We start from the raw sequence: 22129 nt of genomic DNA, 5'->3' as shown, positions 1-22129 counted from the left end.
CCAGCATTCACTGACCGTGTGGCTTTTTTTATTGGGATATCAATGACCTACAAACTCGGCAAGCGCGCGCCCAAACATGACCCGCGCACCTATCGCCTCGGCCGGGTGCTGGCCGTGCGTCTGCCGGCTGTGCCGGCCGAACGCGACTGGTCGCAGACTGTGCCCTATCAGATGTGGGGCAATGACCGCTTCGGCTGCTGCGCTTTCGCAGCGCATGCCGCTCTGGTAGCGACCTGGACAAAGGCCGCGCAGGGTCTGGTCATGCTCTCGACCGAGATCGTGCTGGCGAATTATGCGGCGCTCACGGGCTTCGACCCTGCGACCGGGGCCAATGACAACGGCACCATCCTGCTGGACGAGCTGAATGCCTGGCGGCGTGACGGGCTGCTGCGGCCCGGGCAGACATGTGACTACCTGACCGCATACGGCTCGATCGTTCCTACTGACGTGGTCGGCATTCGCCGTGCCATTGCCTATCTCGGCGGCGTGCTGGCGGGCGTGCAGGTGCCACAGGGCTTTCTGGATCTGGGCCTTGGTGAAACCTGGGACTGGGATGCCATCTCAGACCATACGCCAGCCGGTGGCCATGCCATCGCCCTCGTGGGCTACAATCCAGAAGGCGTGTTCTTCAACACTTGGGGCACGCGCACCTTCATGCCCTGGGCGACCTTCACGCGGATTGCGGACGAGGCTTACGGCCTGCTGTCGCGGGAGAACTGGCTGGGCGTTCCCGGCACGGCTCCGACCGGTGAAGACTTCGACGCGCTTCTGGCTGAAGTGAGGGCAGCATGACTACGGTTCACAATCTGACACCATCCCCGCTGCGGACGATCGTTCTGCAGGGATGCAACGGGACAGTCTCTCAAGTTACTTTCTGTCCAAAATCTTCCGCTGAATGTCTGGATTATACGCTGGATTTCTCGGCACTTCTGTCCGGAACGGGCGACACGCTGACCGCAATCAGGTCAGCAACGGTCATGACGGCCGCGAGCGAAGACTACGCCCTCACGATCGTGTGGAGTGCCGTAGCGGGCACGCAGTTGGTGACGTTCCTCGCCAGTGGTCAGCCAAACACCACCCAGAAGATCCTGATCGAGGTTGAGACTGCACAGGGCCGCGTCTATTCTGTGATGGCGGTTCTCCAGATCACAACCTTAACGCCAGCAACGGCTCTGCCATCAGACGTCCCAGTCGATACCCTGACAAACGGCAAGGTGCTGATTGCAGGCGTTGAGGCGCTGCCGACCGGGTATTCGTCCAACGGACAGGTGGTGATGGTGACGGAGGATGAAGCCCCCGTCGGCACGCCATCATTTGAGAGCGTCGCAGCGGAATCCTATTCTGGAGACGGTTCGGGCCTGAATGTCACAGCCGCCGCAAAGACGCAGACGATTGCAGAATGGGTCGCGTCCCTGTCGGGCAGCACAAATGGCGTTGGCGTCAAGTCCATTACAGCGACGCAAGGCACAGTGACAGCGGGCCAGCCTTCTACTGTTACGCTGACTGCGACACTTACGGACGGAACGACATCACAGACGACCTTTGAGGCCCCAGCAGGTGCAACCGGTGCAAAAGGCGAGACGGGCGCACAAGGCGAGACAGGCCTGACCGGGCCTCAGGGTCCCAAGGGCGATGTCGGCGAGACTGGACCGGCTGGTGCTACGGGCCCGGCAGGGTCAGATGCGGATGTGACGGCTGCGACTATAGAAACAGCCCTCGGCTACACACCTGCTGCCGGGAAGAATTACTTCCCGCTGTCGATTAACGTGACACCAAATGCAGATGGATCCACCCCTGCATTGCCTGCAATCTGTCGTTCGGAATCCACAAACCAGAACAGTGGGGGGCTGTTTACGATAAATGATAGTCCGACGTCCGGACCAATTCTGCAAATCGGGCTTGAAAGCAATTATTTCAACACAAACTTTTTCACGATCCGCTCATCGAATAGCCAGAAACCAGCCTTATCACTTCTGGGAAACGATGGTTACGGTGTAAGTATAAACGCCACCAGATATCAGGACGGTACCTGGGTCAGCACTTCGCAATGGCAAGGTGCTGACGGCCAGGGCGGCGCTTGTGGCTTCATGTTTGTAAATGGGTACACAAACGGCGCATATTGGAAGATCCAGTGCGATACATCCGGCGGAAACGGATGGCCGAGAGACATTCAGCTTATTGCTGGCAACAGCGACAATTCCGCATGGCAGGAAACGCCGCTTGTCTCATTCAAGTCGCAGGAAAGCGTAGCGGTTTTCGCCAATGAGCCGCAAGTGTCCACCACCTACACTTTCGCAACTCTTCCGGCGAACCCAACCGCGTGGCAGCGGGCACTCGTGACGGACAAATCTATCAACGGTGGGGCGCAGGGCGTCATGGCAATGTGGAACCCGAATGCGAAAGCATGGACTGGCCTGAGCGGGGAGACGCTGACATGAGGGCGTTGGCACGTTAGGGGGCTTCTTGTGCCTTCTCGGCGCGCTCGGCCGGATCCGTCGCGCCCGTCACGATCAGCCAAAAGCTGGCGTGGTTAGCGTATCCGATGTCTAAAGCTGGACGGCAAACCGGATAAGCCGGCGCCCTATTAAGACAGGGTATGGATGCCCGAAAGGTCAGGGCTCCAACCGGCATCTTCCGATCATGAGCCCTGACCCGCGCACGGCTTCGTCTACACGACAGTCATGGTCCGGACGTCAATCATCCCGAAATCCGTGATCTTGAGATAGGGAATGACAGGCAGTGGAAGGAAGGCCAGTTGCAGGAATGGTTCTTCCAGAACCACCCCCATGTCCCTAGCCGTTTTCCGCAGAACGATGAGATCGTCCCGTACCTGTTCGTAAGGTGCATCACTCATCAGACCAGCAACCGGAAGACACAGTTCCGCCAGTATCTTACCCGCGCGAACCGCGACGAAACCGCCACCGGTTTTCTCCAGATGGTTCACCGCACAGGCCATGTCCCCATCATTGGTTCCAACGACGCAGATGTTATGGCTGTCATGGCCTACGGACGAGGCCAGCGCCCCATCTGTCAGGCCAAAACCCCGCACAAAACCGCGTCCGATATTGTCATTATGTCCATGCCGCGCCACGACGCAGACCTTGACGACATCCTGAACGGAATCAGAAAGCACACACCCATCTTTTTCCGGCAGATCCAGATGCAGGAAATCCGTAATGATCTGCCCCGGAATCAGTCCCATAACCGGGCGATTTGCACCGTTTCCTTGGATACGCATGTCCTGTGCAGTAACAGGATGAGGCAGCTTCACGCTTTCAAGCCCGACGGGCGATACGATCTCGCGGCTGGAAAATAGCGCGTCATTCACAAGGCGCCCGGCCGAAATGACGTCTGAAACCTGACAGCGTTCCAGATCATAGAGCAAGACAATATCCGCGCGCTTGCCCGGCGCGATCTGTCCACGATCCTTCAGGCCAAAAGCCGTGGCTGCGGACAGTGATGCGGCACGGTATGCAGCCAGCGGCTCAACGCCAAGCTCGATCGCCCGGCGGATCAGGAAATCCAGATGGCCCTCATGGGAGATTTCAAGCGGATTGCGGTCATCGGTGCAGAACGCGAAGAACGGCGAGGTCGCGACGTTCAGCAACGGCACCAGCGCCTCAAGATCCTTGCAGACCGATCCTTCCCGGATCAGAACCGTCATGCCCTTGCGCACTTTTTCCAGCGCTTCATCAGCAGCGGTGGCTTCATGATCGGTTGAAATGCCGGCCGCCAGATAACCGTTCAGAGGCTTGCCGCGCATGAGCGGTGCGTGACCGTCGATATGCCCGTCCGCAAAAGCGGCCAGCTTGTCCACGCAGCCCGGATCGCCGTTCAGAACGCCCGGAATGTTCATAAATTCAGCCAGACCGATCACTTTCGGATGGTCCCGATAGGCCAGCAGATCATCCACGTTCAGAACCGCGCCCGATGTCTCCATGGAGGTGGCTGGCACGCAGCTTGAGAGATTGACGCGCAGATCCATGATGGTCCGCTCGGCAGCGGCCAGAAAATAATCGAATGCCGCACGTCCCAGCACATTGGCCATTTCATGCGGGTCGCAGATGGCTGTCGTCACGCCATGCGGCAGGACGCAGCGATCGAACTCGAAGGGTGTGACGAGCGAGGATTCCACGTGGAGATGGGTATCGATGAAGCCCGGAACGGCGATCCGGCCTGCACCATCGATCGTTTCTACCCCTTCGTATTCACCATAGGTCCCGACGATCCTGTCACCGCAGATGGCGATATCGGTCGGAATGAGATCACCCGTGACCAGATCGAACAGCCGGACGTTCTTAATGACCAGATCGGCGGGTTCGTGGCCCTGACCCTGGGCCACGCGACGCATGATGGTTTTCTGCATGCCTGAAATCCTCCGTACGTCAGCAGTTCATGCTTATACCGCACGAAGGGGGAGCAACTCAAAGCGGCATGTTGTCGATCAGCCGGACCTCCCCGGCCCGCACGGCCAGAAGCGCCAGAAGCGCCAGCGCGTTATCAGAACAGGGCTGTTCGCGGCGGAACGTGTCTGCGTTCACAACCGTCGCATAGTCGATATCCGGAAGTCCGGCTTCGGTCAGGACCGCGCGCATGGCATTTTCCAAAACGTCCACATCCCGCTCGCCATTGCGGAACAGCCCTGCGGCTTCCTGCAAAGCCTGAAACAGGGCTGGCGCTTTCTGGCGGTTTTCGGTCGTCAGACGCACATTACGGCTGGAACGGGCCAGACCATCCGCTTCCCGCGCGATCTCGCAGACCACGATTTCAACCGGAATATCCAGATCCGCCACAAAGCGGCGCACAACCGCGCATTGCTGGGCATCCTTCTGCCCGAAATAGGCCCGCTGCGGCTGAACGATGTTGAACAGTTTGGTCACCACCGTCGCCACACCGGAGAAATGTCCGGGACGGGACTGGCCTTCGAGTTCTTCCGCAACGCCGCCGACTTCAATCCGGGTGACTGCACCGGACGGATAAAGCACATCGGGCGTCGGCAGAAACACCAGATCGGCCCCGGCCTCTTTCAGAAGCGCCAGATCGCGCTCGGGATCGCGCGGATAGGAGGCATAGTCCTCATTCGGCCCAAACTGCGTGGGATTGACGAAAATACTGACGGCCACCGCGCCATTTTCCGCCTTCGCCCGCCGGACCAGTCCGAGATGGCCTTCATGCAGAAATCCCATGGTCGGAACGAAACCGAGGGTCGGATAAGCCGTCCGCGCTGCCCGAAATGCCTCGATTGTCTCAAAAACCTGCATGTCATGTCCCTTCCCGGCTGAAACTGCGGGCGCGGAGCCTGACAAACCCCGTTCCACATGGCAATCAGGCGCTTATGAATGCTGCGCCCCCTTCTCCATCCGTCGCCATTATTGGAGCCGGTCCCGCCGGATTATTCGCGGCAGAAATCCTGTCCGCGCGGGGATGCAGGGTGCAGGTTTTCGACCGGATGCCGAGCGTGGGGCGCAAGCTGCTCATGGCCGGTCGCAGCGGCCTGAACCTGACACATTCGGAGCCACTGGACCGTTTTCTGAGCCGCTATGGCAAAGCACGAAACTGGCTCGAACCCGCCATCCGCGCGTTTCCGCCCTCCGCTTTGACAGAATGGGCCGAGGGACTGGGACAGACCTGCTTTTCCGGCTCCTCAGGGCGCGTCTTCCCCACGGCCATGAAAGCCTCTCCCCTGCTGCGTGCCTGGCTCCAGCGGCTGGTGGAAAAGGGCGTTCAGATCCACACCCGGCATCGCTTTATAGGTTGGGAGGGCGCGACACTGCACTTCGAGACGGCGGACGGACAGAGATCTGTCAAAGCCGATGCGACTGTTCTGACAATGGGCGGGGCAAGCTGGTCCCGGCTGGGTTCGAACGGCCGCTGGGCGGATTTCATGACGGATGAGACAGCGCCTTTCGCTCCCGCGAATTGTGGTTTCCTGCCCGACTGGCCCGCCGATTTCGCGACCCGACACGAAGGCAGCGTGCTTCATTCCGTGGGTTTAAGCTTTGGTACGCGTCAGACCCGCGGCGACCTGACCATCACATCCCGCGGACTGGAAGGCTCGGCGCTCTACGCGCTCTCGGCGGATCTGCGGGACAGGATCACAGCCGAAGGACGCGCAATCCTTACGCTCGACCTGCGCCCAACGCTTTCAGTCAATGACGTCCTCAAACGCCTGCTGGCCCAGCGGGAACGCGAAAGCCAGAGCAACCGGCTACGCAAGGCCCTGTCGCTGGATGCCCCCTCCCGCGACTTTCTGAAATTCGCCACCCCGAAAGACGCCACCCCGCTCCAGCTTGCCCAGACAATCAAGGCCCTTCCCCTGCCACTGATCGGTATGGACGCGCTTGATCGCGCCATCTCGACAGCTGGCGGCGTGCGTCAGGATGCCGTGGACGAGCGGTTCATGCTGAAATCCCGCCCCGGTGTTTTCGTGGCGGGGGAAATGCTGGACTGGGAGGCGCCCACGGGCGGTTATCTACTTCAGGGGTGTTTTTCCACGGCCCATGCTGCGGCAAATGGCGTCCTTGGGTGGCTAGAATCGTCCAATTCCGCTATCGCCTGACGCCATGACATCCATCGTTCTCGGACAGGGCCGCGACGGCTCCGACACCTGCATTGATCTGCCGGAACTCCTGGCCACGCGCCTGCTGGTCCAGGGCAATTCCGGCTCGGGAAAATCGCATCTTCTGCGGCGCCTGCTGGAGCAGACAGCCACCCTCGTCCAGCAGGTCATGATCGATCCGGAGGGCGATTTCGTCACCCTGGCCGACCATTACGGCCATCTGGTGATCGACGTTGAAGACCAGTCCGAAGCCAGCCTGCGCGCAGCGGGCGAGCGCGTGCGTGCTCATCGCGCCTCCGTCGTGCTAAACCTCGAACAGGTCGAAGCCGAAATGCAGCTTCGGGCGGCCGGCGCGTTCCTCAACGGTATGTTCGAGGCCCCCCGCGCGCACTGGTATCCCGTTCTTGTCGTGGTCGATGAAGCCCAGCTTTTCGCGCCTGTGGCGGGGGGGCGATACATCCGATGAAGCCCGGCGTCTGTCGCTCGGCGCCATGACGAACCTCATGTGCCGTGGCCGAAAGCGCGGTCTGGCTGGTGTCATCGCAACACAGCGTCTTGCCAAGCTGGCCAAGAACGTCGCGGCCGAGGCGTCCAACTTTCTGATGGGCCGGACCTTCCTTGATATCGACATGGCGCGCGCTGCCGATCTTCTGGGCATGGAGCGCCGGGCGGCGGAATCTTTCCGGGATCTGGCGCGCGGTCAGTTCATGGCGCTCGGCCCGGCCCTGAGCCGTCGCCCGAAGCTCGTAACCATCGGTCCCGTCACGACAGCAAGCCATGCTACCGGCCCGGTTCTCGTGCCACTTGAGCCCGTCTCGGCTGAAGACCTGAGGGATATCATCCTCGAACCGGTTCAGGAATTTACACCCCGTCCCCGCCGGGACTCCCGCCCGCCCCCGCCGGACCTTCTGGCACAGCTCGACGCCTATGGAGCCGAGCGCGAGGCCGAAGAGCCCGCTCCCGCAGCAGCCGCAATAGAGGCTGATCCCGATCAGCTCTGGGAACTGGTGGCCGAGGTCGTGGCCGGTGAAGGCTCGGACTATAAGCCGCTGGCCACCCTGTATCAGGACTTCCAGCTCCGGGCCCGGATTCAGGGTCTGTCACGCAATGTTCTGGAACTGGGGCCATTCCACCGGATGCTGGCCACCATCCGCGCCGGGCTGAACCGCGAGCGTTCCGAAAGCGAGGACTGGAAGCAGGCGCAGGCCATCGCCGCGACCCTGCCTGAGGACGTGCAGGGCGTCTTCCTGCTCCTCGCCCGTACGGCGCTGGACGGCGAAACCTGTCCGGGTGACGAAGCTCTGGCGCGCGCCTATGGCACGCACTCGCTGGGCCGTGCGCGGCGGCAGCTGAACTATCTGGAAGAGCGCGAAGTCATCGTCCTTCAGGACACGCCGCTTGGCCGTCGCGTCGCCATCGTCGGGCTAGGATGGCAGACCGCCTGACTGTCATCGTTCTGTCACGTCACGTTCACAGGAGCTTCACACGCAGTTCTTTAAGGAAAGATTAGGTTTCGCCGCATTCGATCTCTTCTCCATCCGGAAAGACTTTCAATGCCGCGCAACCTGCTGCGTTCCCGACTGCTTCTGACCGTTTTCTGCTCGCCATTTGCGCTGGCCGCAGCTCTGCCCCACTCTGCCGATGCAGCACCGGCAGCCACAAAGAAAACCACAGCCGCCCGGCATGACGCCAAACACAAGGCCAAGGCTGAAGCCGTCGCCGGTGGCAGCGAACAGCTCGTCATCACTGCGCGCCGCACCCGTTCCGAACAGGCTCTGGGTCGCGTTCAGCTCCAGCGGATCCTGCCGGGCGTGAACCCGGTCAAGGCGCTCGAAATCCTGCCGGGCGTCGTGTTCAACAACGCTGATCCATGGGGCAACAACGAGCAGAACTCCTCGCTCTACGTCCACGGCTTCAACCAGAACCAGCTTGGTTATACGCTCGACGGCATCCCCCTCGGCGATCAGGCCTATGGCAACTATAACGGCCTGTCCCCGCAGCGCGCGGCCATCAGCGAGAACATCGGCTCGGCGTCGGTCTCCTCGGGTGCCGGTGCGCTGGGCACAGCGTCAACGTCCAACCTTGGCGGTACGCTCCAGTTCACGACGCAGGACCCGCTGAAGAAGCGCGGTGCGCAGATCGAACAGGTTTTCGGCAGCTGGTCCACGTTCCGGACCTTCGCCCGCCTCGATACGGGTGAGTTCGGCCACGGCAACTCGGCCTATGTGTCCTTCTCCCGTCAGGATGCCCGCGCCTGGGACTTCGCCGGTCATCAGGGCGGCTATCAGGTCAATGCGAAGTTCGTCCACAACAGCGAGCACGACCATTTCTCGACCTTCTTCGACTGGTCCCAGAAGGTTGAGCCCAATGAAGACAGCGTTACGCTGCCACAGGGTTACGGCATCTATGTCCGTCCGTTCACCTATCCGAATTTCAACTATGCCAAGGCCAACGCCAATGCGGTCGGCCTGAACTATCGCAATTACTATTCAGCGGCCCAGCGTGAGGATTTCCTCGCCTATTCAAAGTGGACGCATGATTTCAGCGAGAACCTGCACTGGGACAACAGCATCTATTATCACCATGATCTGGGTGAAGGTGTCGTGGCCGGTCCGATTTCTGCCGCCGGTCTGCCGACGCTGTTCGCTGCCTATTATCCGGGTCAGGATCTGAACACCGTCTTCGGTGGCTCGGGCTATGCAACCCGCACGACCGAATACTGGGACAACCGCGGCGGCCTGATGTCCACGCTGCGCTACCATCTCGGCAAGCACTCGATCGAACTGGGTGGCTGGTATGAGCGCAACAACAACACGCAGGCCCGTCGCTGGTATCCGCTGGACGCCAACAACCCGACCACGCCGTACGAGCGCCAGCAGAACGCGCTGATCGACCAGTACACCAACAATTTCTACACCAACACATTCGTCACGCATCTGCAGGACAACTGGCAGATCTCGAAGAAGTTCTCCCTGATGGCGGGCTTCAAGTCCGAGCTGGTCTATACGAACGGCACCCTGCCGGTCGCTGCAAAACCAGGCTCGCTCTCCCCGTCGTATGCCGTAACAGCACCGGGTGGCGAAATCGATGCCGCCAAGCCGTTCCTCCCCGCTTTCGGCGCGGTCTGGGACATCACGAAGCATGAACAGTGGTTTGCCAACATTCAGGAAAACATGCGCTCCTTCCAGGACGCAGGTTACGGCAACGCGACCCCTTGGGGCGCCACCAGCCAGGCGGCCTTCGAAGAGTTCAAGAAGAACGGCAAGCCCGAAACCTCATGGACGTATGAGACCGGTCTGCGTGAGCACCGTCAGATCCATCTTGGCCCGCTGACGGCTATTGAAGGTCAGGTCGAGTACTATCACGTCCACTTCTCGAACCGCCTTCTGGCTGTTGCGACGACGCAGACCCTGTCGTCCATCATCGGGTCGGCCACCACGCTTGCAAATGTGGGCTCGGTCACGACGGATGGTATGGACTTCTCCTTCACCACCCATTTCGGCCCGCATTTCTCGCTGTATAACGCGCTGTCCTACAACAAGTCCGTTTACAACGATAACTACAGCACGGGTTCGAGCGTCATCCATACCGCAGGCAAGAACGTCGTCGGCATGCCGGACTGGTCGGAGAAGTTCGTCTTCACCACCAACTGGGGCAACGCTTACGGCCAGTTCACCGGTGACGTCATTGGCAAGCGCTATGCGACCTACACCAACGACATGTGGGCCGCGCCTTACGCCCAGTTCAACCTGAACGCGGGCTATACCTTCCGCAACATTCCGCATCTGGCGTCCCTGAAGGTGCAGGGCAACATTACCAACCTGACAAACACCAAGGGATGGTCCACGATCAACGCGACCCAGACTTCGGGTCAGTTCTCGGCCTATCCCATCGCGCCGCGCATGTTCTTCCTGAGCATCAGCGCCGCCCTGTAAGGAGTTCCGTCATGCTGTCACGCCGCCACGCACTGGGCCTGCTGGCTGCCGGAGTTCCCGCTCTTCACCTCCGGGCAAAGGCGGCGCCGTCACTGGCTCCCCAACCTCTCGTATTCGCCCATCGCGGGGCCTCGGCCCTGCGTCCGGAGCACACGCTGGCCTCCTATGCCCGCGCCATGATGGACGGTGCGGATTTCATCGAGCCTGATCTTGTCATGACAAAGGACGGCCATCTGGTCGTCCGCCATGAGAGCAATATTGCCGGCACGACGAACGTGGCGGACCATCCGGAATTCGCGTCCCGTCATCGCACACTGAAGATCGATGGCAAGAACGAAACCGGCTGGTTCACCACCGATTTCACACTGGCCGAACTCAAGACCCTCCGGGCCCGTGAGCGTCTTTCCACGATCCGGGTCCACAACACCCGCTATGACGACCATTTCGAAATCCCGACCTTCGAGGAAGTCATCGAGCAGGTCGCAGCCCAGTCGGCCGCGACAGGCAAGGTCTTTGGCCTCGTGCCGGAAATCAAGCATTCCACGCATTTCAACAGCCTCGGCCTGAACCCTGAAGCCGCGTTCCTGCGGACCATCGCCGCCCACGACTACACCCGGCAGGCCCCACTGGAACTCCAGTCTTTTGAGACCGGCAATCTGTGGGCCGCATCCGGACGGACGTTCTGTCCATAAATCCGCAGGCACGTCTGATGCTGCTCATGGGCGAGCGCAAGGACGTCCCGCCGGATCTTCTGGCAGCCGGCAAGACCACGACCTTTGGCGACCTCATGACGCCGGAAGGCCTCAAGGAAATCCGTCGCTATGCCGACGTGATCGGCCCCTCTAACACGGACCTGATCCCGCGTGACAGCAAGGGCGCCTGGCTTGAGCCCTCCACGCTCGTAACCGATGCCCATAAGGCCGGACTGCTGGTCCATTCCTATACGGCACGGCCGGAAAACCACTTCCTGCCGGCCCAGCTGCGCAGCGATGCCGGAGATGCCGCCCGCAACCCCAGAGGCATGATCGCGGAAGTTCGCCGCTATCTGGATATGGGGATCGACGGCTTCTTCACGGATGATCCCGCACTGGGACGCATTGCCGTGAAGGGCATGATCTGAAAGCCGTTGCCCAACAAAAAAGGAGGCCTCCCTGACCGGGAGAGCCTCCTTTTTTTGTGGCCTGACAGATGTTTCAGGCGATCTTGAAATGCTTGATGATTGCCTTGTTGAAAGCCGGAATATCATCCGGGCAGCGTGAGAAGACATAAGGTCCGTCAACCACGACCTCATTATCCACCCAGGATGCACCGGCATTTTCCAGATCCGTCCGGATGGCCGGCCAGGACGTGACAGTCCGGCCTTTCAGTTCGTTTACTTCAATCAGCGTCTGCGCGCCGTGGCAGATAGCGGCGATCGGCTTGTTCGCTTTCACGAAAGCGCGGGCGAATGCCACGACATCCTTGTTCATCCGCAGCGCATCCGGAGAAGCCAGACCGCCTGGAAGCAGCAGCGCATCGTAATCCTCGGCCTTTGCATCAGCAATCGCCAGATCGGCGCGGATCTTATTGGACGGATAGATATCCTTGTTCACGGCCTGGAATTCCCCTGCCTTAAGGGAAATGACCGTGACGGTCGCACCGGCTTTTTCCAGCGCTTCCTGCGGGCCCGTCAGTTCGATTTCTTCGAGGCCGTCAGTGGCCAGTGCAGCGACTTTTACCATGGTTCCGGTCCTTTCAGAGAATGCGGGCGACGAAAGACGCCGCCGCCCGTCAGAAAATTATGCGTTGAGATAGATGGTCTTGGTCTGGACGTAAGCTTCCATGCCATGCTGTCCGTCCTCGCCGCCCAGGCCACTTTCCTTGTAGCCGTGATGGAAGCCCTGTGGCGCTTCACCACCCGGACGGTTCACATAGACCTCACCGAATTCCAGATCGCGGGTCATACGCAGGATCCGGCTCAGATCGTTTGTGAAAAGATAGGCAGACAGACCGTAGCGGCAGTCATTGGCCCAGGCGATCGCCTGATCGAAATCCTTCACGCGGATCAGCGACATGACCGGACCGAACACCTCGTTATGAACGATGTCCATGTCCTGCGTGACATCCGTCAGCAGCGTCGGGGCATAGAAATAGCCCTTGTCATACACGCTGCCTGTCAGACGCTTGCCGCCAATGGCGAGACGTGCGCCCTGACGGACAGCATGCTCGACCATTTCATGCACCTTGTTGAGTTCGTCCTCGCTCACCTTCGGGCCCATATCCGTGGAAGGGTCCGTCGGCAGACCAACCTTCAGAGCCTCGATCTTCTCGCGGACCTTCTGAACGAACTTGTCGTAAACGGCCTCGTGGATATAGGTGCGCTCGTTGCAGGTGCAGACCTGACCGGCATTGTTGAAGCGCGCCGTGACTGCGGCATCAGCCGCACGGTCGATATCGGCATCTTCCATGACCATGAACGGTGCCTTGCCGCCCAGTTCAAGCCGGACTTCCTTCAGCGTCTCGGACGCAGCGGCCATGATCTTCTTACCGGCCGGGGTCGAGCCCGTCATCGTGATGAGCTTGATGTCCTTATGCGCCACCAGCGGCACACCGACATCCTTGCCATCACCCGTCACGACGTTGATGACACCGTGCGGAATCTTGGCTTCCTCGACCAGCTTTGCCAGATGCAGGCAGGCCAGCGGTGTCAGTTCATGTGGCTTGACGACAATCGTATTACCCGCGGCCACAGCCGGGCCGATCTTGCGGGCACACAGAGCCAGCGGGAAGTTCCAGGCCGTAATCGCGCCGATAACGCCCAGCGGCACACGGTCGATCAGGATCTTCTCTTCCGGAGAGCTGCCCGGGATGATCTCACCCTGAAGGCGCAGCACGTTCTCAGCCGAGAAACGCAGCAGACCGATTGCAAAATCCACCTCGATCCGGGCTTCCTTCAGCGGCTTGCCCATTTCGGACGTGATGATGGCGGCCAGTTTTTCCTTGTCGCGCTTCACCAGATCCTTGAGCGCGTGGATGTAATCGGCACGCTCGGTGGCCGTACGGCGGCTCCAGCCAATGAAGGCCGATTTCGCGGCAGAGACAGCCGCATCCACATCAGCCTGACCGCCCTTGGCGACTTCGGCGACGACAGCTTTGGTGGCCGGGTTTTCAACCTTGATCCATTCTCCGCCCTTCGGTGCGACCCAGCTTCCATTGATGAAGAGATTGTTTTTTTCAGTCATGAAGGTTCCTGCATTTTCTGTGTGGCGACCATGCGCTCCGTGATGAAACAGACGCATCAGCCAACCAGCAGTTCATTCGATGACCGTAAGGTGCAGGCATTCTCTCATAATAAAAAGTGATGATTCGTAAGCTCAGGACTCACTTTTTGTGAGTGTCCGGATGTGTTGGCGCATGGTCCAGAAATCTCCGCCCCAGATCATTCAGTCCCGGCTCACGCCAGATGAAATAGACTTCACTGCCTTTCAGATCTTCCGGATACGTAAACACAATTCCTTCACGGCGCCGTCTTTTCACCTGCGAGTGGATACTGTGCGGAACGCAGGAAATGCCCAGTCCAGCCTGAACGCAGGCAAGAATGACGTCATAGGATTCGACCGTGTGGATAATCGCATTCGAGACGCCATGCCGCTCAAGCCAGGTCTCGAAATAGCGCCGGTAAAAGCAGTCGGTGTTGAACAGGAAAACGTGCTGCCCGTCCCGTGCACCCTTCTGTCCTTCCGGCATGGCGAGCGCCAGTTTCTCGCGAAAGGCAAAGCGGCTTTCCATCAGGGGATGAACGATCGGCCCGTCCGTCAGCGCAAGATCAATCTCCCCATCTGCCAGCATCCGCTCCAGCGTGTAGGTCGGGCGCAGGAACATCTTGAGTTCCACGCCGGGACAGGCTGTCAGGAAATCCGGTACGATCTTCGGCAGATAGCCTTCAAGCGCCACATCCAGCGCGCCGATATTCAGGATCCCGCGGGGACTGCCCTCAGCGAACAGATCCGTCAGGGACTGCGCCCCGGAGACGACCGGCAGAGCCTGCCGGTAAAAGAGCCGCCCTTCCGGTGTGAGGATCAGACGCCCCTTTTCACGCAGGAACAGCTCCTGCCCGACCAGAAGTTCCAGTTCCTTGAGCCGTGCCGTCACGTTGGATGCCACGCAGTTCAGCCGGCGGGAGGCCGCAATAACCGTCCCCTCCTCCACAACGGCGCAGAACATTTCAATCTGGGCAAGGCGGAGCGGATTCATGGGAAGTCCTCAGCGGGAAAAGTCATCCGCCGGAAAAACATATCCCCAGAATCAGGGAACATCTCCGGGGAAGGGCCTGTGGATTGTTTGGGAAGAACTGGGGACCGTTCTGGCCAAGGCAGCTTTCCTGCGGAGTCGCACGATGAGTGTATCGAGTGCGGATAAAAACCGGCTCCGGTCGGCTTTGCCGAAGGACGGATTATAGGTCGTGACCGCCCCCGTCTCGCGCAGACCCTGCATCAGATCGCGCATGGCCGAGACCATGCCGACAGAGCGTTCGTCAATTTCCTCGCCATTAGGACGCAGGACGGAAGCCTGTTTCGCCAGACAGCGCACGGCGAGCGGAACATCATTGGTGATGACGATATCCGCAGGCGTTGCCTGTTCCGCAATCCAGTCATCCGCCACGTCCGGCCCTTCCGGCACCACGACGCGTTCGATAAGCGGAGACTGCGGAATGTTCATCCAGCTATTGGCAACAATGACCGTCTTAAGGCCGTAGCGTGCCCCGACGCGGTAAATCTCGTCCTTGACCGGGCACGCATCGGCATCCACCAGAAGCCGGGTGGTCTCGGCCATGGATCAGTCCTCCGTCTGAAAATGACGGATCAGTTCCTCCAGCACCACATCGGGGTGCTTCTCGCCCGAGACCCGGATCACGGGCTCGTCGTCGCCAGGTACTTCAAGGGTTGCAAGCTGGCTGGGCAGCAGGCTTGCTGGCATAAAATGCCCTTCCCGGCGCTGCAAGCGGTCCGCAAGTTCCCCGGCTGACGTGTCGATATGTACGAACTCGATTGGTAGGTCCTCCCCGCGAAGCTGCTCGCGATAGGAGCGCTTGAGCGCGGAACAGGTCAGCACCGCACCATGTCCGGCTTTCACCTGTTCGCGCAGCCAGTCATGACAGAGCGCAAGCCAGGGGGCACGATCCGCATCGGTCAGCGGCTGACCAGTGCTCATCTTCTCGACATTAGCCGGCGGGTGCAGTGCATCGCCTTCCTGAAAATGCCAGCCCAGACGCGTGGCCAGACCGGTTGCAACCGTCGTCTTGCCTGTTCCGGACACCCCCATGACCACGAGAAAACGCGGTTTCAGACCCATTTGCGTTTCGTGTTCCGTCATCTTCATGGCTCCCAGTGCTCCACACCATCCGGCGTCGCCACGAGGACTTCGGACGCCATGTTGAGAAACATGCCGTGCTCCACGACACCCACAATCCGGTCGATTTTCTCGGCCAGCTTTTCGGGCTCCTCGATCGGACCGAAATGGCAGTCCAGAATCATGTTGCCGGTATCGGTTACAAACAGCGATCCGGCCCGGTCCGTCCTCGGCTTCACGCCGCGTGCGCCACAGGCCGCCAGACGTTCCGCCGTGCATTCCCAGCCGAAGGAAATGACTTCCACCGGCACTGGCGCCCGTTCGCCCAGCAGGTCCACGGGCTTGGTGCCGTCCACGATCACCACGAACCGCTTGGCCGCCTGCGCCACGATCTTCTCGCGCAGCAATGCCCCGCCCAGCCCCTTGATGAGGTTGAGCGAACCGCGCTGGACCTCGTCCGCACCATCAATGGCAATATCAATCCGGCGATGCGCCCCGAAATCGGTCAGCGGAATCCCGGCCTTGAGCGCCTTGTCCTCACTGTCATCGGAGGTGGGGATGCCGAAGATCTCCAGACCCTCCTTAACACGCTCGCCCAGACGCTCGATCATGTAAGCCGCCGTGCTGCCCGTCCCGAGCCCCACGACCATGCCGCTCTTGACCATGTCCGCGGCTTCACGCGCAGCCGTGCGCTTGTGAACGTTCATATCCGTCCCGCTCATGCGCCCTCTCCCACCGCAGCGCGGTCTGCAAGAATGACGATCCGTCCTTCGCTCGTCACCCGTGCGGACGGGATGGAACTGTCGCCTTCGACCAGACGCTCCAGCATCTCGACCTTGGAGGCGCCCGTCACGAGGAACACGACCAACGCGCTGGACTGGATGGCGGGATAGGTCAGCGTGATACGTTCATAAGGTGCTGTGGACGGTGCAGCCGTTCCGACCCAGGCCTTCCGCTCCTTCAAAACCGGCTGTCCCGGAAACAGTGACGCCGTGTGACCATCAGTGCCCAGACCCAGCATGACCAGATCAAACAGCGGGCGCTGCGGATCGAGCGCGGTTGCCCCATAGGCGGTCTGAAGGGTCTTTTGGTAAGCCTTCGCATCTTCTTCCGCCGTGCCACCGGTCGGAATGGCGTGGACGTTCTGCGCCGGCACCGGAACGCGGGACAGCAGGACAGACTGACCGACCGTGTGATTGCTGTCGGCATGACCTTCCGGCACGTGACGCTCGTCGCCGTAGAAAATCTCGACACGTTCCCACGGGATCAGCTTTGCGCGGGACGGCGTGGCCAGGATCTCGAACAGGCGCTTGGGCGTGGAACCGCCGGACAGGGCAACCCGGAACGGGCCATCCGTCTTGGCCAGGATCCCTTCAACGAGAAGATCGGCCATCCGCAGGGCAACTGCTTCTGAATCAGGGAGGGTTTCCAGCGTGGCGGCACGGATGTCGGTGGTCATGGATTGGGAACTCTCGGCAGGATGTAGCGCTCGACGGCCTTGGCCCAGCCATCGCGCTCGTTGGTGTCTGTGAGAACCTGCGCGGCGGCTTTCACATCGTCTTCGGCCTGTCCCATCGCAATGCCCAGGCCCGCGACCGAAAACATCGGCAGGTCATTATGGGCATCGCCAAGACAGGCAACCTCATGCGGCGCAATGCCATGGGCAAGCGCCAGTTCACGAACGGCCTCCCCCTTGTTGGCAAGGGCCGGGGTCACGTCGAGAAGAATATCGGAAGAACGGCGCACGCTCGCATCGCCCTGAAGCATGGCACCAAGCTCGGTCTCGACGTCCTGAAGCAGGCTGGTATCGCTGCTCACGCCCATCACCTTGCCGATCCCTTCGAACTCCTTGCGAAGATCGGGAACCTGATGCGGCGTCAGGCCGGTAATGCCCTGTTCGTGCTGCACGAAGGGCGTATAGGCGTCCTTCACCATCCAGTAGGACTGCCGCAGGAACCACGTTTCGATCCCGTGCAGATGCAGCATGTCATGCACGATCGACAGCACATCCGGAGACAGAACACGGCTGACGGACGTGGTGCCGTCAGGTTTGAAAATGATGCCGCCATTGAAGCCGGCATTCTGCCCGGTCAGGCCGAGCTGCTCGATATAGGGAACCATGGCAGCGGGAGGGCGCGCACTGGCCAGACAGAGGGGAATTCCGCGCTCCTGAAGCGCCCTCACCATGGCCAGCGTCGAAGGCGCGATGGTCTTGTCCGGCGTCAGAAGTGTCCCATCCATGTCGGACACGACCATCTTGATGATCTGTGGCAGTGGCGGGAGAGCCGCATGGATGGCGTCGAGGTCAACGGACATAGGAGCCCCTGTAAAAACCCCCGTCAGAGTCTTTGCGGGGGCTGGCTGGTCATCAATGGCAAAACCATACCCTGCCAGCCAGTCATTGCCCATGAGGGGCGCAGGCTTATTTCTTCTCGACGTGTCCGCCGAAACCGAAACGCTGTGCCGAGAGAACCTTCTCGGCAAAATTATTACCCGACCGCGAACGGAAGCGCGTGAACAGCGCGGCCGTCATGACCGGGGCCGGCACGTCTTCCTCAATGGCGGCTTCGATCGTCCAGCGACCTTCACCGGAATCCGCGACTTCACCGGAGAACTCGTTGAGGGTCTCTGAACGGGTCAGGGCCTCGGCCGTCAGATCGAGCAGCCAGGACGACACGACACTGCCGCGACGCCAGACTTCCGCAATGTCGCCCATGTTGAGCTCGAACCGGTCCTTTTCCGCAAGGATCGGAGAGTTCTTGCTCTTCATGATGTCGAAGCCTTCAGCAAAGGCCTGCATCATGCCGTATTCGATGCCGTTATGGACCATCTTCACAAAATGGCCCGAACCGGCGGGACCACAGTGCAGATAGCCCTGCTCGGCCCGCGGATCATGCCCTGCCTCGTCACGCCCAGGCGTGCGCGGCACATCCCCGATGCCCGGCGCTAGCGCGTTGAGGATCGGATCAATGTATTCGGCGGTCTCTTTCGTGCCGCCGAACATCATGCAGTAGCCGCGTTCCAGACCCCAGACACCGCCTGAAGTCCCGACATCGACATAGGAAATGCCCTTTTCAGCCAGTTCGGCCGAACGGCGGACATCGTCCTTGTAGTAGGTATTGCCGCCATCAATGATGATATCGCCACGACCCAGAAGGCCTCCAAGCTGTTGGACGCAGTCTTCAGTGATGGCGCCCGCCGGCAGCATGACCCACACCACGCGGTGTTCATCGCCTTCAAGGAGCTTTGCCATGTCGGCCAGCGTGTCGGCAGGCGTTGCACGCCCGGCTTCACACCGTCCGACGACGGAGGTGGTCACTTCCGGCGTGCGGTCATGCACGACGACATCATGTCCATGGCGGGTCAGACGGACGGCAATATTGCCGCCCATCCGTCCCAGTCCGATGATTCCGATCCGCATGACTTATGCTCCTGCCAGTGCTTTATGGATCGCCGTTTCCAGAGCCTTCAGCCCGTCCTCCAGCGGTCCATCGATATGAACGCGGAGGGCACGACGACCACGGGCCGCGAGCACCTCGAAATCGCCTCGCGCCTGTGCCGCTTTCACGACACTGAAGCTGAAGCCATGGCCCGGAACCGGCACATCCGCCGCATCCGTTGCCGTGACCTGCAGGAACACGCCACTGTCGGGGCCGCCCTTGTAGGCCTGGCCTGTCGAGTGCAGGAACCGGGGCCCGAATTCGGCAGCTGTCGCCACCTTCAGTGCGTCCCGAAGTTCCATGCGAACGGACTGTGCCCAGTCCCGTGTCTGCTGGTCGCGCCTGATATAGGCGAGCAGCCCGACATAGTCACCAGCCTTCACGCGATCGAAGAGCGCCTTGAGGATGGAGACGGCATCGCCCTTGTTTTCAAAGACTTCGGTGTTCTTCGGATCTGCATAGAAGGACAGCGGACCATCCTTTGCGAACGGCGTTTCCTCCGGCAGAGAACCCGTTTCGGCATAGGCCGAAGTCAGCTTGCGCGTCTCGAGCTTGCTGAACTCCACGTCCGGCTGATCGAACGGGTCGATCCCCAGAACTGCGCCTGCCACAGCCGTAGCGAATTCGAACAGGAAGAAAGCCTGTCCGATCTGGGCCTTGTCTGCCAGACGGATGGTGACCACCGGTGCACCTGCGGCACGAAGGGCACCAAGGCGACTGTCGGGAACGTCATCACCCAGCAGCAGATCCACGAAGATGCGATCGGTGCCGTACACGTCCGGCGTGCCGAGTTCTTCCTCGTCGATGGGAATAAGGCCAACGCCCTTTTTGCCCGTGCTCTCGGCGATCAGCTGCTCCAGCCAGGCACCCAGCGAGGCAATGCCTTCGGACGCCAGGATCGTGACCTTGTCACGACCGAAGCAATGCGCGGCATGTCCCAGGATCAGACCCAGAACCGCACCCGGATTGGACGACGGCGGAGCACTTCCATCACAGGATTCCACCATCAGGCGCGTCACCGTCAGCAGCTTGCGGACGTCGATGCCGCTCGCAGCCGCCGGGACAAGACCGAAGTTGGACAGGACCGAGTAACGGCCACCAATCTTCGGATCGCCGTAAAACACACGCCAGAAGCCGTTTTCCTCGGCCACTTTCTGCATGTGCGAGCCCGGATCGGTGATGGCGATGAAGCTGTCACCGGGCTTCTTGCCGAGAGCCTGCCCTGCCACCTGCCAGAAATGCGCGAACAGGATGTTCGGCTCCAGTGTTCCGCCGGACTTGCTGGCCACGATGAACAGCGTGTTCTTCGGATCGATAGCCTTCTCGAAGGCCGTGACCTGCTGCGGATCCGTGCTGTCGAGCACATGCAGCTTCGGCCAGCCTTCGCGCTGTCCGAAAGTCTCAGCGAGCACCTCGGGACCAAGGCTCGAACCGCCCATGCCCAGAAGCAGGATATCCTTGAAGCCGCGACTGCGGACATCGCGGGCCAGAACTTCCAGCTCCTCAATATGCCACAGACGATCCTGCACAACCGTCAGCCAGTTCAGCCACCCGGCTTCCGGACCATTCGTCCAGACGGACGGGTCCTTCTTCCAGATACGACGCAGACCGCCACTATGGCTCCAGTCCTTTTCCGCTCCGGCCACATCGTCACGCAGGTCCGGCGGAAGATCCGCGCTAACCCGCAGAAGACGGTCGCCCAGCACGGCCTCGCGCTTGGTGGCAACGGCTGTCAGCAGCGTATCGAAGGACACGCTGAACGCCGCACAGCCATCCTTGACCAGCTTGGCCGTGATCGCGTCCAGCCCCAGTCCAAGCCGCTCGGCTTCGGCCATCACATGCCGCGCCTGATCGACATTTTCCGTCAGGCTCGCACGGGACTTGCCGTGATCGCGATAGGCGTCGAAGGTTGCGGGCGGGATGGTGTTGACCGTCTCAGGACCAATCAGCTCCTCGACATACAGGACGTCGGAATAGGCCTTGTCCTTGGTACCGGTGCTGGCCCACAGCAGACGCTGCGGGTTCGCGCCCTTCTCGGCCAGCGCCTTCCAGCGCGGACTGTTCCGGACTTCCAGATAATACTGATAGGCCATCTTGGCATTGGCGATCGCCACCTTGCCGCGAATGGCCTTCAGGGCTTCGGCTTCCGGATCACCCGCTGCAACGCGACGGTCGATTTCCGCGTCGATCTTGCCGTCGATACGGCTGACAAAGAACGAGGCTACGCTGGAAATGCGCGAGATTTCTTCGCCACGGGCCACACGGGCCTCGAGACCGGAAATATAGGCTTCCAGAACCGCCTTGTATGCGTCCAGCGAGAACAGCAGCGTCACATTGACATTGATGCCGTCCGCGATGGCTTCGCGGATCGCACCCGTACCCTCTGCCGTCCCCGGGATCTTGATCATCAGGTTGTGACGTCCGACTGCTTTCCACAGGCGGCGCGCTTCGGTGATGGTCCCGTGGGCGTCAAAGGCCAGATAGGGGGAGACTTCGAGGCTGACATAGCCGTCCAGCCCCTTGGTCTTTTCAAATACCGGATCGAGCACTGCACAGGCCGCACGGATGTCGTCGATTGCCAGATGCTCGTACAGTTCGCCCGGAGACAGCCCCTCGCCTTCGAGCAGCTTGCGGATCTGCGGATCGTATTCCGTACCGTGACCGATGGCCTTCTCGAAGATGGCCGGGTTGGATGTCACACCACGCAGGCCGTCATCATCAACCAGTTTACGGAGACTGCCATTCTCCGTGAAGCTGCGCTGGATGAAGTCCAGCCAGGGAGACTGACCGTAATTCTCAAGGTCGCGCAGCACGCTGCCGACTTCGTTCAGACCGGTATTGGAGATTGTGTCTGCCACAGGATCTCT

At 60.6% G+C, this 22129-nt stretch carries 16 protein-coding genes and 2 pseudogenes; 6 read left to right on the top strand and 12 right to left on the bottom strand.

Going from position 1 to position 22129, the window contains the following annotated elements; all coding sequences use genetic code 11:
* Positions 1-42 precede the first annotated feature (42 nt).
* Entirely contained in the window at positions 43-792 is a 750-nt protein-coding gene (locus GRO01_RS02020; RefSeq protein ID WP_062508585.1) for a C1 family peptidase, read from the top strand.
* On the top strand, positions 789-2438 hold the full coding sequence (locus GRO01_RS13690) for a collagen-like triple helix repeat-containing protein (protein ID WP_062508583.1): 1650 nt from the start codon (positions 789-791) through the stop codon (positions 2436-2438). Before GRO01_RS02020 ends, GRO01_RS13690 begins: the two co-directional genes overlap by 4 nt.
* 230 nt (positions 2439-2668) lie before the next feature.
* Here GRO01_RS13690 and ade read toward each other — a convergent pair whose 3' ends face one another.
* Both ade and panC read right to left on the bottom strand, forming a co-directional pair.
* On the bottom strand, positions 2669-4366 hold the full coding sequence (ade, locus tag GRO01_RS02010; RefSeq protein WP_062508581.1) for an adenine deaminase: 1698 nt from the start codon (positions 4364-4366) through the stop codon (positions 2669-2671).
* Between the two features lie 58 nt (positions 4367-4424).
* Positions 4425-5261 carry a pantoate--beta-alanine ligase gene (gene panC / locus GRO01_RS02005; protein ID WP_062508579.1) on the bottom strand — a complete coding sequence of 279 codons (837 nt, stop codon included), beginning with the start codon at positions 5259-5261 and terminating at the stop codon, positions 4425-4427.
* Between the two features lie 74 nt (positions 5262-5335).
* On the opposite strand from panC, the gene GRO01_RS02000 reads away from it, so the two are divergent.
* The 4 genes and pseudogenes from GRO01_RS02000 (at position 5336) to GRO01_RS13770 (ending at position 11614) form a co-directional block, all read left to right on the top strand.
* A complete protein-coding gene (locus GRO01_RS02000) occupies positions 5336-6559 on the top strand; it encodes a TIGR03862 family flavoprotein (RefSeq protein WP_062508577.1) in 1224 nt (407 codons plus the stop codon).
* Between the two features lie 4 nt (positions 6560-6563).
* Positions 6564-8004: pseudogene (locus GRO01_RS01995) on the top strand (helicase HerA domain-containing protein).
* A 108-nt stretch (positions 8005-8112) separates the two neighbouring features.
* Positions 8113-10494: a TonB-dependent receptor gene (locus GRO01_RS01990; RefSeq protein WP_062508575.1), complete on the top strand. Its 2382-nt coding sequence runs from the start codon at positions 8113-8115 to the stop codon at positions 10492-10494.
* An 11-nt stretch (positions 10495-10505) separates the two neighbouring features.
* Positions 10506-11614 (top strand): annotated as a pseudogene (locus GRO01_RS13770) (glycerophosphodiester phosphodiesterase).
* A gap of 73 nt (positions 11615-11687) precedes the next feature.
* Here the strand turns inward: GRO01_RS13770 and GRO01_RS01980 are convergent.
* The 10 genes from GRO01_RS01980 to GRO01_RS01935 form a co-directional block, all read right to left on the bottom strand.
* Entirely contained in the window at positions 11688-12215 is a 528-nt protein-coding gene (locus GRO01_RS01980) for a type 1 glutamine amidotransferase domain-containing protein (RefSeq protein WP_062508571.1), read from the bottom strand.
* A gap of 57 nt (positions 12216-12272) precedes the next feature.
* Entirely contained in the window at positions 12273-13715 is a 1443-nt protein-coding gene (aldA, locus tag GRO01_RS01975) for an aldehyde dehydrogenase (protein ID WP_062508779.1), read from the bottom strand.
* Between the two features lie 139 nt (positions 13716-13854).
* Positions 13855-14727, bottom strand: coding sequence for a LysR family transcriptional regulator (locus GRO01_RS01970; protein ID WP_062508569.1), 873 nt, complete (start codon positions 14725-14727; stop codon positions 13855-13857).
* Positions 14728-14778: 51 nt separating this feature from the next.
* Complete coding sequence (locus GRO01_RS01965) at positions 14779-15306, bottom strand: YaiI/YqxD family protein (protein ID WP_062508567.1); 528 nt, start codon at positions 15304-15306, stop codon at positions 14779-14781.
* Positions 15307-15309: 3 nt separating this feature from the next.
* A complete protein-coding gene (locus GRO01_RS01960; protein WP_062508775.1) occupies positions 15310-15846 on the bottom strand; it encodes a gluconokinase in 537 nt (178 codons plus the stop codon).
* A gap of 2 nt (positions 15847-15848) precedes the next feature.
* Entirely contained in the window at positions 15849-16544 is a 696-nt protein-coding gene (rpiA, locus tag GRO01_RS01955) for a ribose-5-phosphate isomerase RpiA (protein ID WP_174787384.1), read from the bottom strand.
* Positions 16541-17281 carry a 6-phosphogluconolactonase gene (gene pgl / locus GRO01_RS01950; RefSeq protein WP_062508565.1) on the bottom strand — a complete coding sequence of 247 codons (741 nt, stop codon included), beginning with the start codon at positions 17279-17281 and terminating at the stop codon, positions 16541-16543. Before pgl ends, rpiA begins: the two co-directional genes overlap by 4 nt.
* Positions 17278-18138 carry a Cof-type HAD-IIB family hydrolase gene (locus GRO01_RS01945; RefSeq protein ID WP_174787383.1) on the bottom strand — a complete coding sequence of 287 codons (861 nt, stop codon included), beginning with the start codon at positions 18136-18138 and terminating at the stop codon, positions 17278-17280. Before GRO01_RS01945 ends, pgl begins: the two co-directional genes overlap by 4 nt.
* 106 nt (positions 18139-18244) lie before the next feature.
* Complete coding sequence (gene gnd / locus GRO01_RS01940; protein WP_062508563.1) at positions 18245-19243, bottom strand: phosphogluconate dehydrogenase (NAD(+)-dependent, decarboxylating); 999 nt, start codon at positions 19241-19243, stop codon at positions 18245-18247.
* Between the two features lie 3 nt (positions 19244-19246).
* Positions 19247-22120, bottom strand: coding sequence for a bifunctional transaldolase/phosoglucose isomerase (locus tag GRO01_RS01935; RefSeq protein WP_062508561.1), 2874 nt, complete (start codon positions 22118-22120; stop codon positions 19247-19249).
* Positions 22121-22129: the final 9 nt, after the last annotated feature.

The sequence above is a fragment of the Gluconobacter roseus NBRC 3990 genome (assembly GCF_006538885.1).
In the GTDB taxonomy this organism is placed as follows: domain Bacteria; phylum Pseudomonadota; class Alphaproteobacteria; order Acetobacterales; family Acetobacteraceae; genus Gluconobacter; species Gluconobacter roseus.
Note: the sequence above shows the minus strand (reverse complement) of the source record. Positions and strands in the feature narration are given on the sequence as shown.

Excerpts from the sequence above, each read along its gene's own strand:
- GRO01_RS01945 (WP_174787383.1), bottom strand. The coding sequence starts at position 18,138 with ATGTCCGTTGACCTCGACGCCATCCATGCGGCTCTCCCGCCACTGCCA.
- GRO01_RS01980 (WP_062508571.1), bottom strand. The coding sequence starts at position 12,215 with ATGGTAAAAGTCGCTGCACTGGCCACTGACGGCCTCGAAGAAATCGAA.
- GRO01_RS01970 (WP_062508569.1), bottom strand. The coding sequence starts at position 14,727 with ATGAATCCGCTCCGCCTTGCCCAGATTGAAATGTTCTGCGCCGTTGTG.
- GRO01_RS02020 (WP_062508585.1), top strand. The coding sequence starts at position 43 with ATGACCTACAAACTCGGCAAGCGCGCGCCCAAACATGACCCGCGCACC.
- rpiA (WP_174787384.1), bottom strand. The coding sequence starts at position 16,544 with ATGAGCGGGACGGATATGAACGTTCACAAGCGCACGGCTGCGCGTGAA.
- GRO01_RS13690 (WP_062508583.1), top strand. The coding sequence starts at position 789 with ATGACTACGGTTCACAATCTGACACCATCCCCGCTGCGGACGATCGTT.
- ade (WP_062508581.1), bottom strand. The coding sequence starts at position 4,366 with ATGCAGAAAACCATCATGCGTCGCGTGGCCCAGGGTCAGGGCCACGAA.
- panC (WP_062508579.1), bottom strand. The coding sequence starts at position 5,261 with ATGCAGGTTTTTGAGACAATCGAGGCATTTCGGGCAGCGCGGACGGCT.
- GRO01_RS01960 (WP_062508775.1), bottom strand. The coding sequence starts at position 15,846 with ATGACGGAACACGAAACGCAAATGGGTCTGAAACCGCGTTTTCTCGTG.
- gnd (WP_062508563.1), bottom strand. The coding sequence starts at position 19,243 with ATGCGGATCGGAATCATCGGACTGGGACGGATGGGCGGCAATATTGCC.
- GRO01_RS02000 (WP_062508577.1), top strand. The coding sequence starts at position 5,336 with ATGAATGCTGCGCCCCCTTCTCCATCCGTCGCCATTATTGGAGCCGGT.
- GRO01_RS01990 (WP_062508575.1), top strand. The coding sequence starts at position 8,113 with ATGCCGCGCAACCTGCTGCGTTCCCGACTGCTTCTGACCGTTTTCTGC.
- pgl (WP_062508565.1), bottom strand. The coding sequence starts at position 17,281 with ATGACCACCGACATCCGTGCCGCCACGCTGGAAACCCTCCCTGATTCA.
- GRO01_RS01965 (WP_062508567.1), bottom strand. The coding sequence starts at position 15,306 with ATGGCCGAGACCACCCGGCTTCTGGTGGATGCCGATGCGTGCCCGGTC.
- aldA (WP_062508779.1), bottom strand. The coding sequence starts at position 13,715 with ATGACTGAAAAAAACAATCTCTTCATCAATGGAAGCTGGGTCGCACCG.